12 protein-coding genes are annotated in these 13,976 nt (G+C 70.2%); 9 read left to right on the top strand and 3 right to left on the bottom strand.

All coding sequences use genetic code 11. The features are described from left to right. The first annotated feature begins 819 nt into the window (after positions 1–819). From AOJ26_RS35235 to AOJ26_RS35200, 8 genes are all read left to right on the top strand, one after another. Positions 820–2,040 (top strand): M20 family metallopeptidase, encoded by a 1,221-nt coding sequence (locus AOJ26_RS35235; RefSeq protein WP_053852433.1) that lies wholly within the window; start codon positions 820–822, stop codon positions 2,038–2,040. Positions 2,041–2,328: 288 nt separating this feature from the next. Continuing rightward, the gene (locus tag AOJ26_RS35230; protein WP_053852432.1) at positions 2,329–3,384 is read left to right on the top strand and encodes a BMP family lipoprotein; all 1,056 of its coding nucleotides are present in this window, start codon (positions 2,329–2,331) and stop codon (positions 3,382–3,384) included. A 201-nt stretch (positions 3,385–3,585) separates the two neighbouring features. Continuing rightward, positions 3,586–5,145, top strand: a complete 1,560-nt coding sequence (locus AOJ26_RS35225; RefSeq protein WP_179200326.1) for an ABC transporter ATP-binding protein — start codon at positions 3,586–3,588, stop codon at positions 5,143–5,145. Beyond that, complete coding sequence (locus tag AOJ26_RS35220) at positions 5,142–6,269, top strand: ABC transporter permease (protein ID WP_053852431.1); 1,128 nt, start codon at positions 5,142–5,144, stop codon at positions 6,267–6,269. The genes AOJ26_RS35225 and AOJ26_RS35220 overlap by 4 nt, the downstream gene beginning before the upstream one ends. Continuing rightward, positions 6,269–7,552: an ABC transporter permease gene (locus tag AOJ26_RS35215; RefSeq protein WP_053852430.1), complete on the top strand. Its 1,284-nt coding sequence runs from the start codon at positions 6,269–6,271 to the stop codon at positions 7,550–7,552. Before AOJ26_RS35220 ends, AOJ26_RS35215 begins: the two co-directional genes overlap by 1 nt. Further along, on the top strand, positions 7,549–7,941 hold the full coding sequence (locus tag AOJ26_RS35210) for a cytidine deaminase (protein WP_053852429.1): 393 nt from the start codon (positions 7,549–7,551) through the stop codon (positions 7,939–7,941). The genes AOJ26_RS35215 and AOJ26_RS35210 overlap by 4 nt, the downstream gene beginning before the upstream one ends. Positions 7,942–7,962: 21 nt before the next feature. Beyond that, positions 7,963–9,246 (top strand): thymidine phosphorylase, encoded by a 1,284-nt coding sequence (locus AOJ26_RS35205; protein WP_053852428.1) that lies wholly within the window; start codon positions 7,963–7,965, stop codon positions 9,244–9,246. Positions 9,247–9,341: 95 nt separating this feature from the next. After that, complete coding sequence (locus AOJ26_RS35200; protein ID WP_053852427.1) at positions 9,342–9,929, top strand: Uma2 family endonuclease; 588 nt, start codon at positions 9,342–9,344, stop codon at positions 9,927–9,929. A 5-nt stretch (positions 9,930–9,934) separates the two neighbouring features. On the opposite strand, the gene AOJ26_RS35195 is transcribed toward AOJ26_RS35200, so the two are convergent. Further along, the gene (locus tag AOJ26_RS35195; protein ID WP_053852426.1) at positions 9,935–10,858 is read right to left on the bottom strand and encodes an AEC family transporter; all 924 of its coding nucleotides are present in this window, start codon (positions 10,856–10,858) and stop codon (positions 9,935–9,937) included. A gap of 133 nt (positions 10,859–10,991) precedes the next feature. On the opposite strand from AOJ26_RS35195, the gene AOJ26_RS42410 reads away from it, so the two are divergent. After that, positions 10,992–11,378 (top strand): STAS domain-containing protein, encoded by a 387-nt coding sequence (locus AOJ26_RS42410; protein ID WP_143663593.1) that lies wholly within the window; start codon positions 10,992–10,994, stop codon positions 11,376–11,378. On the opposite strand, the gene AOJ26_RS35190 is transcribed toward AOJ26_RS42410, so the two are convergent. Both AOJ26_RS35190 and AOJ26_RS35185 read right to left on the bottom strand, forming a co-directional pair. Beyond that, on the bottom strand, positions 11,262–12,278 hold the full coding sequence (locus AOJ26_RS35190) for a sigma-70 family RNA polymerase sigma factor (RefSeq protein WP_053852425.1): 1,017 nt from the start codon (positions 12,276–12,278) through the stop codon (positions 11,262–11,264). The genes AOJ26_RS42410 and AOJ26_RS35190 overlap by 117 nt on opposite strands. A 315-nt stretch (positions 12,279–12,593) precedes the next feature. Then, on the bottom strand, positions 12,594–13,976 hold a 1,383-nt coding region (locus tag AOJ26_RS35185; RefSeq protein ID WP_420713319.1), incomplete at its 5' end, for an MFS transporter.

Raw genomic sequence — 13,976 nt, 5'->3', positions numbered from 1 at the left:
GTACGGCATGACCGAGCGCCTCGGCGCCATCAAGTTCGGCGGCGGCCCGGGGTGGGAATCGGGGGAAGTTTGTGTGGTGTGAGCTGGGGGCTGCCTAGCCTTGGATGTGCTGTCGGACCGCCCGCTTCTTTCGCAGTGTCGTGCCTCCGTGAGCCGAGTAAAGGGCGCTCACGCGTCGCCTTCGGCGATGGCCCTGCGGGCCACCCTTGACTCGGCTCACTCCAGCACGGGGGAGAAGCGAGCGGGCGGCCGGGGAGGGGCGGGGTCCGGGCGGGTTTGCGCTCGGAGGCGTTGAGGCGCGGGCCGGGGTGCAGGGTGTGCGGTCGCTTGTCGCGTCTATGGCTGCTGGGTTGGCGGCAAGCGGGTCGTGGCGGTCTGGGGTAGGGGGCTGCGAGTGCAGATGTCCCGTGGAGGATGGAGCGAGCAGGCTCAGCCGGGCAGGTGAATCATCCCGGCCCATCGAGCACCCGCTGAGTGTCATGAACAGTGACGTAGCCCATAAATGGAGGCCGTCGATGCGTGGGGCCCGGACCCACCCCGCCGCTCACCTGCGACATCGCCCCCCACATCCGGCCGTGACCGTTCCGGCACGCCGTCCCCGTCTCGCCCCCGCCCCGTTCCGATCCCGTTTCGACAGATGAACAGAACCGCCGGGGGTATGCGCAGCATGGTATGTGTGGGAAAAGAGGTTCCTACCCACCTCAAAACGTATCCATGCGTCGCGCGGCCGAATTTTCTTCCCGGTAAGGGTTGAAGTTTTGTTGATCTCGGGTCGGTTGGTCGCCCCGGCGTCCTACCCTTTAGAGGGTGAAGCAACTGATGTCACTGGAGTCCGAGGTCGAACTGCCCGGGGAAGCCGTGCTCCCCGGCGTGCTGAGCGACGCGCTGCACGCCGAGCTCGTCCACTTCCGGCGCGACCTGCACATGCACCCGGAGCTCGGCAACCAGGAGTTCCGAACCACCGCGGCGATCAAGGAGCGGCTGGAGAGGGCCGGGCTGAAGCCCCGGGTCCTCGCCGTCGGGACCGGGCTCGTGTGTGACATCGGCGAATGGGACGGCCGGAGGCCCATGCTCGCCCTGCGCGCCGACATCGACGGCCTGCCCATCCCGGACACGAAGACCGAGTGCTCGTACCGCTCGACCGTGCCCGACCGGGCGCACGCCTGCGGACACGACGTGCACACCACCGTGGTGCTGGGAGCCGGGCTCGTCCTCGCCGAGCTCGACAGGCAGGGGCTGCTGCCGCGACCCGTGCGGCTGGTCTTCCAGCCCGCCGAGGAAGTGCTGCCCGGCGGCGCCGCCGACGCCATCGACAGCGGGGTGCTGGAGGGGGTCGGCAAGATCCTCGCCGTCCACTGCGACCCGCGGGTCGACGCCGGGCGGATCGGGCTGCGGACCGGCCCCATCACCTCCGCCTGCGACCGGCTGGAGATCGCGCTCGACGGGCCCGGCGGACACACCGCACGGCCGCACCTCACCACCGACCTCGTCACCGCCGCCGCCCGCGTGGTCACCGACGTCCCCGCGATCGTCGGCCGGCGCGTCGACACCCGTGCCGGGCTCGCCGTGACCTGGGGACGGATCGAGTCCGGACACGCCCCGAACGTCATCCCGCAGCACGCGGAGCTCTCCGGGACCGTGCGCTGCCTGGACCTCGACACCTGGCGGCAGGCCCCGGACGTGGTCGTGGCCGCGATCGACGAGGTCGCCAACCTGCACGGGGCCAAGTCCGAGATCAACTACGTGCGGGGTGTGCCGCCCGTCGTCAACGACGCCGACGTCACCGAGCTGCTCCGCCAGGCGATGACCGCCCGGCGCGGCGCCGACTCCGTCGAGGACACCGAGCAGAGCCTCGGCGGCGAGGACTTCTCCTGGTACCTCCAGCAGGTGCCCGGCGCCATGGCCCGCCTCGGCGTGCGCACCCCGGGGGAGCGGACCGTGCGCGACCTCCACCAGGGCGACTTCGACGCCGACGAGTCCGCGATCACCGTAGGTGTGGAGATGTTCACGGCGGCGGCCCTGCTCGACGCCGCGCAGTGATCCGAGCGTGACGGAACGGCCCCGTGAGGGCCGTTCCGCCGACCGGCGCAACATGGTCGTAAGCCAATCGTGCGCTCTTCGCAATCCTGGTGTGCCAGGGCCGTAGACCCTCAGTTCAGACGCTGTTTGCCTCGAATCGATAACGGCTTCGGAAGAGGTCTGTTTCCGACATCTACGCGCGTTACGATGCCGCGAAGCCGACGCCGCAGGGGCGTGCAGGCCCGAGCACTGGCATGGTGCTCACATGAAGCGCCGACGAGGCGCTCAGGTCAGGTGAAGGAGCCTCCCGTGCGCCGGGTAGCCAAGCTTTCCGCTGCGTGTATCGCGACCGCAGCTCTCGCACTGACTGCCACCGCGTGTGGCAGCACCTCCTCCGAGAACGACAGCTCGTCCTCCTCGTCCGCGGACGGCGGCAAGGGCATCAAGATCGGTCTCGCCTACGACGTCGGCGGCCGTGGTGACCGCTCCTTCAACGACTCCGCCGCGCGCGGTGCCGACAAGGCCAAGGACGAGTTCGGCGGCTCCCTCAAGGAGCTGACCGCCAAGAGCTCCGACACCGAGGCCGACCGCGAGCAGCGCCTGACCGACCTGGCGGACGCCGGCTACAACCCGATCGTGGCCGTCGGCTTCTCCTACGCCACCTCGGTCGACAAGGTCGCCGCCAAGTACCCGAAGGTCAGCTTCGGCCTCATCGACGCCGTCGCCAAGGCCAAGAACGTCGACAGCATCACGTTCACCGAGGAGCAGGGTTCCTACCTCGCCGGTGTCGCCGCGGCGCTGAAGACCAAGAAGGACCACGTCGGCTTCATCGGCGGTGTGGACACCCCGCTGATCAAGAAGTTCGAGGCGGGCTACGCCCAGGGCGTCAAGGACACCAACCCCAAGGTCAAGGTCGACGTCCAGTACCTGACCCACGGTTCGGACTTCTCCGGTTTCGCCGACCCCGCCAAGGGCAAGGAAGCCGCGTCCGGCATGCTCGACAACGGCGCCGACGTGATCTACGCCGCGGCCGGCTCCTCCGGCAACGGCTCGATCGAGGCCATCTCCGGCGTCAAGGGCGCCTGGGCCATCGGCGTGGACTCGGACCAGTACAACATCCCGGGTCTGTCCAAGTTCAAGAACTCGATCCTGACCTCGATGGTCAAGAACGTCGACGTCGGCGTCTACGACTTCATCAAGTCCGTCCACGAGGGCAAGCCGCTGACCGGCAACCAGGTCTACTCCCTCGCCAAGGGCGGTGTCAGCCTCTCCACCAGCGGTGGCTTCATCGACGACATCCAGCCCAAGCTGGACGAGGCGAAGAAGAAGATCGTCGACGGCACCATCACGGTCAAGACCAGCTGACCTGACGGTTCCCGCCGGAACCCGGGCTCGGCGAGGGGGCCTCGACAGACCCCCTCGTCGAGCCATAACAATGTGTCAACTCTACGCGTGTAGCATGGAGTTGCCGCGCTAGCGTCGCCGACGCCTGCCCTCCCCTACGCAGCCCCTTTTCCCCGAGGAGAGTGCGCCATCAACGCGTCCAGCCCTCCCGCTGCCGTCGAACTGCGCGGCATCACCAAGCGATTCCCCGGCGTCGTCGCCAACAAGGACATCGACATCACCGTCCGCACGGGCACCGTGCACGCCCTGTGCGGTGAGAACGGTGCCGGCAAGTCCACCCTGATGAAGATCCTCTACGGCATGCAGCAGCCGGACGAGGGCACCATCACGGTGAACGGCGAGACGGTCACCTTCCACACCCCCGCCGACGCCATCGCCCGCGGCATCGGCATGGTGCACCAGCACTTCATGCTCGCCGACAACCTCACCGTCCTGGAGAACGTCGTCCTGGGCGCGGAGAAGCTGTACGGCATCGGCGGCAAGGCCCGCGCGAAGATCCGGGAGATCTCCGACGCGTACAGCCTGAACATCCGCCCCGACGTCCTGCTGGAGGAGCTCGGCGTCGCCGACCGCCAGCGCGTGGAGATCCTCAAGGTCCTCTACCGCGGCGCCAAGACGCTGATCCTCGACGAGCCCACCGCCGTCCTCGTGCCCCAGGAGGTCGACGCCCTCTTCGCCAACCTGCGCGACCTCAAGGCCGAGGGCCTCACCGTCATCTTCATCTCCCACAAGCTCGGCGAAGTCCTGTCGGTGGCCGACGAGATCACCGTCATCCGCCGTGGCACCACCGTCGGCACCGTGCAGCCGGCCGGCACCACGACCAAGCAACTCGCCGAGCTGATGGTCGGCAGCGAACTGCCCACCCCGGAGACCGAGGAGTCCACGGTCACGGACGTCCCGCTGCTGAAGCTGGACGGTCTGCGCCTGGCCCAGACCGACCTCGACGGCGTCGAGCGGATCATCCTCGACGACATCTCCTTCACCATCCACAAGGGCGAGGTCCTCGGCATCGCCGGCGTGGAGGGCAACGGCCAGTCCGAGCTGGTCGAGGCCATCATGGGCATCCGAGCCCTGAACACCGGCACGATCGCCCTCGACGGCACCGACATCTCCCACGTCCCCACCCGCCAGCGCCGCGAGGCCGGCGTCGGCTACATCCCCGAGGACCGCCACCGCCACGGCCTGCTCCTCGAGGCCCCGCTGTGGGAGAACCGCATCCTCGGCCACGTCACCGAGCAGCCCAACTCCCGCGGCCAGCTCCTCGACATCAAGGCCGCCCGCAGCGACACCGAGCGGATCATCCAGGCGTACGACGTCCGCACCCCCGGCATCGACGTCACCGCCGCCTCCCTGTCCGGCGGCAACCAGCAGAAGCTGATCGTCGGCCGCGAGATGAGCCATGCGCCCAAGCTGCTCATCGCCGCCCACCCCACCCGCGGTGTGGACGTCGGCGCGCAGGCCGCGATCTGGGACCACATCCGCGAGGCCCGCCGCGAGGGCCTGGCCGTGCTGCTGATCTCCGCCGACCTGGACGAGCTCATCGGCCTGTCCGACACCCTGCGGGTGATGTACCGCGGCCGACTGGTCGCCGACGCCGACCCTGCCACCATCACCCCCGAGGAGCTGGGCTCCGCCATGACCGGCGCGGCCACCGGCCACCTGGAGCACGCAGAGGACTCCGCAGCGGTCTCCGCCGAGGACGACGAGGACGACGCCCGATGAACAAGCTGACCCAACGCATCGACAAGGAGCGGCTGCTCCTCGGCGTCGCGGCCCCGCTGCTCGCGGTCGTCGCCGCGCTCGTCGTCACCACCCTGGTGATCCTCGCCACCGGCAAGAACCCGGGCGCCGCCTTCAGCGACATGGTGACCTACGGCTCCGCCAGCGACAGCCAGGTCTACATCCTCAACAAGGCGACGACGTACTACCTGGCGGGCGTCTCGGTGGCCATCGGCTTCCGGATGAACCTGTTCAACATCGGCGTCGACGGCCAGTACCGCATCGCGGCGTTCTTCGCCGCCGTGCTCGGTGGCGCGCTGACCACGCCGGGCTGGATCTCCATCCCGCTGATCATCCTGTGCGCCATGGGCACGGGTGCCGTGTGGGCGGCCATCGCGGGTGTCCTCAAGGTGACCCGAGGGGTCAGCGAGGTCATCTCCACGATCATGCTGAACTCGATCGCCACCGCGATCATCGCCTACCTGCTCCAGCCCGGAAAGCTCGCCGAGCTCCAGGCCGGCGGCACCGTCGTCTCCACCAAACCGCTGCCGGAGTCCTCGTACTTCTTCCAGATCGACACCGGCGCCGCGGGCGAGCTGTGGGGCTTCATCGTCATCGCCGTGATCGTCGGCATCGCGTACTGGTTCGTGCTCGGCCGCACCCGGTTCGGCTTCGACCTGCGCACCGTCGGCCAGTCCGAGTCCGCCGCCGCCGCGAGCGGTGTGTCGGTGAAGAAGATGGTCGCCACCAGCATGGTGATCTCGGGCGCGGTGGCCGGTCTGATCGGCATGCCGACCCTGCTCAACGACAGCCACCAGTTCAGCAACGACTTCCCGACCGGCATCGGCTTCACCGGTATCGCCATCGCGCTGCTCGGCCGCAACAACCCGGTCGGCATCGCACTGGGCGCCCTGCTGTGGGGCTTCCTGGAGCGCACCACCAACCACCTGGAGTTCGAGGGCTACGACAAGGAGATCCTCGGCGTGATCCAGGGCGTCATCGTCCTGTGCGTCGTCATCGCCTACGAGGTCGTACGCCGTTACGGACTCAAGCGCCAGCAGCAGCGGGTCGGCGCCGAGCTCGCCGCCCAGGCCGCAGCCCCGACCCAGAAGCAGGAGGTGGCGTGATGACTGCCACGATGACCGACACGCCGCCCCCCGCGGCGCCCAAGGCGGACACCGCCACCCGGTCGGGCCGCTCGCTCGGCCAGATCCTCATGATCGTCGCCGGCGCGCTGCTGCTCGTCGCGGCGGTGCGTGTCATCTCCGGCTCCGACCAGCTCACCTCCGACGGCCAGGTCTCCGCCGCGCTCAGCCTCGCCGTGCCGATCGGCCTCGCGGGCCTCGCCGGTCTGTGGTCCGAGCGGTCCGGTGTGGTCAACATCGGCCTCGAGGGCATGATGATCCTCGGTACCTTCGGCGCCGGCTGGATCGGCTGGCAGTCCAGCCCCTGGCTCGGCCTGCTGTGCGGTGTCGGCTTCGGCGTCCTCGGCGGACTGCTGCACGCGGTCGCGACCGTCACCTTCGGCGTCGACCACATCGTCTCCGGTGTCGCGATCAACCTGCTCGCGCTCGGCACCACCCAGTACCTCGCCAAGCTGTTCTTCGTGGACGGCAAGGCGGCGGACGAGGGCGGCAACCCCAAGCAGTCCCCGCCCGTGGACTCCCTGCCCAACTTCGACGTCCCGGGCCTGTCCAGCGGGCTCCAGTCCATCGAGAACCACCACTGGTTCCTGATCTCCGACATCGCCGGCATCCTCGGCGGTCTGGTCACCAACCTGTCGGTGGTGACGATCCTCGCGGTCGCGCTGTTCGTCGGCAGCTGGTGGCTGCTGTGGCGCACCCCGTTCGGCCTGCGGCTGCGCTCCTGCGGTGAGAACCCGATCGCCGCGGAGTCCCTCGGCGTCAACGTCTACAAGTACAAGTACATGGCCGTGGCCGTCTCCGGCGGTCTCGCCGGCCTCGGTGGCGCCTTCCTGGCGCTGGTCACCTCGCACACCTACCTCGAGGGCCAGACCGGCGGCCGCGGTTACATCGGTCTCGCCGCGATGATCTTCGGCAACTGGCGTCCCGGCGGTCTCGCCATGGGCGCGGGCCTGTTCGGCTACTCCGACGCGCTCCAGCTGCGCAACGGCGGCGAGACCGTCCACGCGCTGCTGCTCCTGCTGTTCGTGCTGCTGCTGGCGATGGCAGGCTGGAAGCTGTACAAGAAGGCGCACTGGCAGGGCGGCATCAGCCTCCTGGTGGCCGCGGGCGTCCTGGTCTGGTACCTGACCACCGACGAGGTCCCGAGCGACTTCGTGGGCGCCACCCCGTACGTCGTCACGCTGCTGGTGCTGTCGCTGTCCGCGCAGCGGCTGCGGATGCCCAAGGCGGACGGCATGCGCTACCGGAAGGGCCAGGGCAAGTGACGGGCGTCGACTGGGGGGCACTGCGGGCGGCGGCCCGGGACGCCATGTCCCGGGCGTACGCCCCGTACTCCGGCTACCCGGTCGGCGTGGCCGCCCTGGTCGACGACGGCCGCACCATCACCGGCTGCAACGTCGAGAACGCCTCCTACGGCCTCGGCCTGTGCGCCGAGTGCGGTCTGGTCTCGGAGTTGCAGAACACCGGAGGCGGCCGTCTCACGCACTTCACGTGCGTGGACGGCAAGGGCGAGATCCTCGTCCCGTGCGGCCGCTGCCGCCAACTGCTCTACGAGTTCGGCGGCGCCGGTCTCCTCCTGGAGACCCCGGCGGGGATCCTGCCGCTGTCCGAGATGCTCCCGCAGGCCTTCGGGCCTGAGCACCTCACCAAGTAATTCCCGGAAGGAAAGCCCTGCATGGCCATGGACGTCATCTCCGTCATCCGCACCAAGCGGGACCGCGGCGAACTCAGCGACGAGCAGATCGACTGGGTCATCGACGCGTACACCCGCGGGGAGGTCGCCGACGAGCAGATGTCCGCGCTCGCGATGGCCATCCTGCTCAACGGCATGAACCGCGGCGAGATCGCCCGCTGGACGGCGGCGATGATCGCGTCGGGCGAGCGGATGGACTTCTCGTCGCTCTCCCGCCCGACCGCCGACAAGCACTCCACGGGCGGTGTCGGCGACAAGATCACACTGCCGCTGGCGCCCCTGGTGGCGGCCTGCGGCGCGGCCGTGCCCCAGCTCTCGGGCCGCGGCCTCGGCCACACCGGCGGCACCCTCGACAAGCTGGAGTCGATCCCCGGCTGGCGCGCCCTGCTGTCGAACGAGGAGATGCTGAACGTCCTCGACACCACCGGCGCGGTGATCTGCGCGGCGGGCGACGGCCTGGCCCCGGCCGACAAGAAGCTGTACGCCCTGCGTGACGTCACCGGCACGGTCGAGGCGATCCCGCTGATCGCCTCCTCGATCATGTCGAAGAAGATCGCGGAGGGCACCGGTTCGCTGGTCCTGGACGTCAAGGTCGGCACCGGCGCCTTCATGAAGACCATCGAGGACGCCCGCGAGCTCGCGTCCACGATGGTGGGCCTGGGCACCGACCACGGTGTGCGGACGGTCGCGCTCCTGACCGACATGTCGACCCCGCTGGGCCTCACGGCCGGCAACGCCCTCGAAGTCCGCGAGTCGGTGGAGGTCCTGGCGGGCGGCGGCCCCGCGGACGTCGTGGAGCTCACCGTCGCGCTGGCCCACGAGATGCTGGCGGCGGCGGGCATCCGCGACGCCGATCCGGCGAAGGCACTGGCCGACGGCTCCGCGATGGATGTGTGGCGCCGGATGATCGCGGCGCAGGGCGGCGACCCGGACGCGGAACTGCCGGTCGCCCGCGAGCAGCACGTCGTCAAGGCGCCGTCCTCCGGCGTCCTGACCCGCCTCGACGCCTACGGCATCGGCGTCGCCGCCTGGCGACTCGGCGCCGGCCGCGCCCGCAAGGAGGACCCGGTGCAGGCGGGCGCGGGCGTGGAGATGCACGCCAAGCCCGGCGACACGGTCACCGAGGGCCAGCCCCTCCTGACCCTCCACACGGACACCCCGGAACGCTTCGAGTACGCGCTCGAGTCGATCGAGGGTTCCTACGACATCGTGGACGCGGGGGCGGACTTCTCGGCGTCGCCGGTGGTGCTGGAACGTATCGCCTGACCTGCGGATTTCTCATTCGGGTGAACGGGATCGGTGGACTGCCACCGGTCCCGTTCGGCATGCTGGAATCGGTGACGTGACGAACGGAGACCGCCATGAGCGCACTCGCCGCCGAGCCCGGAACCCCTGAGGGCACGGACTGGGACGAGATCGTCCGTGTCTGGGAGGAGACGGACGCTCCCGAGGGCAGCAAGGTGGAGATCATCGAAGGGATCGTCACCGTGTCGCCTCCGCCGTCCGAAGAGCACAACGACACAGCTGAGCTGGTTCAGCGCCGCCTGTACACAGCGATTGCGGACGAGTGGGGCGTCTATCAGACACTCGGCCTCACATGCCCGGAGACGGGTGGCCTCTTCATCCCCGACCTGTGCGTGGTGCCGCGGGCTGCCCTGCGCCGAGGAACGCGCGTGCACGCCGGCGAAGCGGAATTGGTCGTCGAGGTCACGTCCCGGAGCAATGCGAACCACGACCGCATCAAGAAGGCGCACGGATACGCCGCGGCAGGCGTGCCGCTCTACCTCCTGTTGGACGCCTGGCAGTCGGGGCGTCCCACGGCGACACTCTACGGAGAACCGCAGAGCGGCACGTATCGAGTCCTCGATGCGGTGGAGTTCGGAGAGGAGCTGACGCTGCCCGCACCGTTCAAGCTGGCTCTGGACACCGGCATCTTCCCGCTGAGCTGAGGTCCTCACCCCAGCAGCGTCGCCACGACCACCAGCACCGGCACCGACAACACGGTCGACACCAGGATCGAGTCGCGGGCCAGGCGTTCGCCCACGCCGTAGGTGGAGGCGTAGGTGTACAGGTTCTGCGCTGCCGGGAGGGACGACGTGACCACCACGTCGAGGAGCTGGGCTCCGTGCAGGCCGAAGACGCCGGCCGCCAGCGCCCAGGCCGCCGCGGGCTGCCCCACTGACTTGAGGACGACCGAGAGCAGGACGAGCTGCCGCTCCGGGCCCCGGCCGGGCATCGTGCTGCCGCACAGGGAGATGCCGAAGGCGAGCAGGACCGCCGGGACCGACATGCCGCCGATGAGGGTCAGGGGGTCCATCACGGGCGCCGGCACCTTCAGGCCCGCCGCCGAGACCGCCACGCCGGCCAGTGAGCCCAGCGCGATCGGATTGCGCAGCGGGGTGAGCAGCCGCCGCCACAGCGGGCCCTTCTCGCCCTCGCCCGACGCCAGGTCCAGGACCGTCAGCGCGACCGGGGTCACCCCCACGAGCTGGAACAGCAGCACCGGCGCCACCAGCGAGGCGTCCCCGAGGACGTACACCGCGATGGGGATGCCGAGGTTGCCGGAGTTGACGTACGACGAGCACAGCGCGCCGATCGTCGTACGGCCCAGCCCCCAGCCCCGTACGACGCCCACCGCCACGAAGACGCCCGCCGCCGCTGCCGTGCTGAGCGCGGTCACCAGCAGGCGGCTGGAGAAGACCACCGACAGGTCGGCCCGGGCCAGCGTGGTGAACAGCAGGGCGGGGGAGGCGACATGGAAGGCGAGCTTCGTCAGGACCTCCCGGCCCTGTGCGCCCAGGTATCCGCGCAGGCCGATGAGATAACCGACGCCGATGACCACCGCGATCACCGCGAAGCCGGTCAGCACTCCCTGCACGGGGACTCCTCAAGGGTGAGGAGGGCGTGGCGTATCCAGGGAGGTGCTGATGGGTGGCGCATACAGGCAACCCTCGGGGGCAGGCGGCAGCCAGGTCAACGTGATCCTGACCGCGCGGTCGGGGCGCCGGCCGATGAGTTGTGCCCGCCTGCCGGGTCTACCGATCGTGGACGCCATGACACCCGCTGTACTCGTGCTGGCCGGCCCCGTCACCCGGGACGAGGTGACGGAGCTGAGCGACCAGGTCCGGGCCCTGCTGCGGACGACCGGCACCGGGGTCGTGGTGTGCGATGTCGCGGGGCTCGGGCCTCCGGGGCTCGGCACGGTCGATCTGCTCGCCCGGCTCCAGCTCGCGGCCCGGCGCGCCGGGGGACGGATCAGACTGCGCGACCCCGACCCCGGGCTACACGCCCTCCTTGACCTCGTCGGCCTCCGCTTCGAGGTGGAGGGGCAGACCGAACAGGGGGAACCAGCGCTGGGTGTCGAGGAAGAAGTGGAACCCGGTGAGCCGGCCGTCTGAGATCTCCAGCACCTGGACCGCCCACGGGGTGTAGCCGCCCTTGTCCGGGTCCGGCTTGTACTGCGCGAACCCGGGCAGGCCGTTGACCTGCACCGGCACCAGGCGGGAGCCCTCGCAGGCGGAGCCCAGGGTGGTCATGAAGCCCGTGATGTCGTCGTGGCCCGTCAGCCACAGGTCGAACGGCGGCATCGTCATGATGGCGTCCTCGTGCAGGAGGGCCGTCAGTGCCGTCATGTCGTACCCCTCGAAGGCCTTCACATAGCGCTCCAGGAGCTTCTGCTGCTCCTCGTCGAGCGGGTCGGACACGGCCGCGTCGGCGCCGTGCTCCTCCCGCTCGGCGAGGGTGGCTCGGGCGCGCTGGAGGGCGCTGTTGACCGAGGCGACGGAGGTGTCGAGCAGCTCGGCGACCTCGCTCGCCTTCCAGGCCAGCACCTCGCGCAGGATCAGCACCGCGCGCTGCTTGGGCGGCAGTTGCTGGAGGGCGGCCATGAAGGCGAGCCGCACGGTCTCCTTGGCGACGGCTGCCTCCGCCGGGTCCTCCACGGTCGGCAGGATGCGGTTGTCCGGCATCGGCTCCAGCCAGGTGTGGTCCGGGCGGGGGGAGAGGGCGGCCTGGGCGAGGGGCGTCGACTCGGTGAGGTCCATGGGGCGGGCGCGCTTGTTGCCCGCCGTGAGCATGTCCAGGCAGACGTTGGTCGCGATGCGGTACAGCCAGGAGCGGAGGCTGGAGCGGCCCTCGAACTTGTCGTAGCTCCGCCAGGCCCGCACCATCGTGTCCTGCACCGCGTCCTCGGCCTCGAAGGAGGAGCCGAGCATGCGGTAGCAGTACCCCGTCAGCTCCGTGCGGTGCTTCTCGAGCCTGATGTCGAGGTCTGTCGTCGTCGCCGTGCTGTCCGTCATCGTCCACCCACCCCTGTGGCCGTGCTGCGTCGCGCCTTTGCGCCCAGTACTCGGAAACTACCGCAGGGGTCTGACAATGGCGTCCCGAGTGGGTGAACGTGCAGGTCAGGAGTTTTTCGCCCCTGCCGCCCCTACCCGTCCCTCCCTGGGGGCTGCGCCCCCAGACCCCATCGGCCCGAAGGGCCTCGTCCTCAAACGCCGGACGGGCTGAAATCAGTAGTCCCTCCGGCGTGCGAAAAATCCCCCTGACCGGCCGACCCCGGTCAGGGGGAAGTAGAACGTGCGGCTCAGGCCGTCGCGAGCCGCTGCTGGGCCCTAGTGCCGGCCTGGCGCATTCCCACCTGCCGCGCGGGGCCTGGCACGCACGCTCGCCGCGTTGCCGAACCGCCCACGTGGCTCCGCCACGAGGGCGGCCCGGCGCCTTGCGATCGCACGCACCAGGCCCCGCGCGGCGCGCCCTTCGGGCGAACGATGGGAATGCGCCAGGCCGGCCCTTGCCGCACGCGTTCCGAGGACGGTGAGTGTGACCACGCCGAGCACCGCCAGCAGTCCGACCCCGACCGTCCCGGCCCAGCCGCCCGCGTGGAAGGCGAGGGCGCCGACCGTGCTGCCCGCGCTGGAGCCGATGTAGTAGGCGGACTGGTACAGGGCCGAGGCCTGGGCGCGGCCGTGGGTGGCCGTCTTGCTGACCGCCGAGGACGCCACCGCGTGGCCCGCGAAGAAGCCTCCGGTGATCAGGACCAGGCCGAGGAGGACCAGCCCCAGGGAGTCGGAGAGGGAGAGCAGCAGGCCGGTCGCCGTCGTACCGCCCGCCGCGTACAGCGCGCCCCGGCGGCCCAGGCGGCCGACCAGCCGGCCCGCCGTCGACGCGGACACCGTGCCCACCAGGTAGACCAGGAAGATCGAGCCGACGATGCCCTGGGGGAGGGAGAAGGGCGCCTCGGTCAGCCGGTAGCCGATCACCGTGTACACCCCGCCGAAGACCGTCATGAACAGCGCGCCGATGGCGTACAGGCGGCGCAGCAGCGGGTCGGAGAGGTGCGTGCGGACCGTGCCCAGCAGGACGGCCGGCTTCAGCGAGCCCGCCTTGAAGTGCCGCGGCGCCGGGAGCAGCAGCCGGAACGCCACCGCGCAGGCCACCGCGATCGCGCCGATCACCCCGACGGCGACCCGCCAGCCCCACTCCTGGGCCACCCAGCCCGTGATGACCCGGCCGCTCATCCCGCCGACGCTGTTGCCGGCGACGAACAGGCCGATCGCCGTGACCAGCGCCTTGGGACGGACCTCCTCGGCGAGATACGCCGTGGCGGAGGCCGGCAGCCCCGCCAGGGCCGCACCCTGCACCGCCCGCAGCGCGACCAGCGCGGTCAGCGAGGGCGCGAAGGGGACCAGCAGACCGACCGTCACCGCGACCGCCAGCGAGGCCGTCATGACCGTACGGCGGCCGAAGCGCTCGGAGAGGGCGCTCATCGGCAGCACGAACAGTGCCAGACCGCCGGTCGCCGCCGCCACGGTCCAGCTCGCCTCGCTCGCCGCGACCCCGAACTCGCCCGAGATCAGCGGGAGGAGGGCCTGGGTGGAGTACAGCAGCGCGAAGGTCGCGACACCGGCGAGGAAGAGGGCGAGGCTCATCCGGCGGTAGCCGGGGCCGCCGGGGGCCATACGCGCATCGGGGGCGGGGACGGGGGATACGGCGCC

Source organism: Streptomyces sp. NRRL B-24085 (genome assembly GCF_001282115.1).
Lineage (GTDB): Bacteria > Actinomycetota > Actinomycetes > Streptomycetales > Streptomycetaceae > Streptomyces.
The sequence above is the reverse complement of the archived record's forward strand: the minus strand, read 5'-3'. Positions and strand labels throughout refer to the sequence as shown.

What these genes read in the sequence shown, in the direction of transcription:
- AOJ26_RS35235 (WP_053852433.1), top strand. Translation starts at nt 820, where the DNA reads ATGTCACTGGAGTCCGAGGTCGAACTGCCCGGGGAAGCCGTGCTCCCC.
- AOJ26_RS35220 (WP_053852431.1), top strand. Translation starts at nt 5,142, where the DNA reads ATGAACAAGCTGACCCAACGCATCGACAAGGAGCGGCTGCTCCTCGGC.
- AOJ26_RS35215 (WP_053852430.1), top strand. Translation starts at nt 6,269, where the DNA reads ATGACTGCCACGATGACCGACACGCCGCCCCCCGCGGCGCCCAAGGCG.
- AOJ26_RS35205 (WP_053852428.1), top strand. Translation starts at nt 7,963, where the DNA reads ATGGCCATGGACGTCATCTCCGTCATCCGCACCAAGCGGGACCGCGGC.
- AOJ26_RS35200 (WP_053852427.1), top strand. Translation starts at nt 9,342, where the DNA reads ATGAGCGCACTCGCCGCCGAGCCCGGAACCCCTGAGGGCACGGACTGG.
- AOJ26_RS42410 (WP_143663593.1), top strand. Translation starts at nt 10,992, where the DNA reads ATGAGTTGTGCCCGCCTGCCGGGTCTACCGATCGTGGACGCCATGACA.
- AOJ26_RS35190 (WP_053852425.1), bottom strand. Translation starts at nt 12,278, where the DNA reads ATGACGGACAGCACGGCGACGACGACAGACCTCGACATCAGGCTCGAG.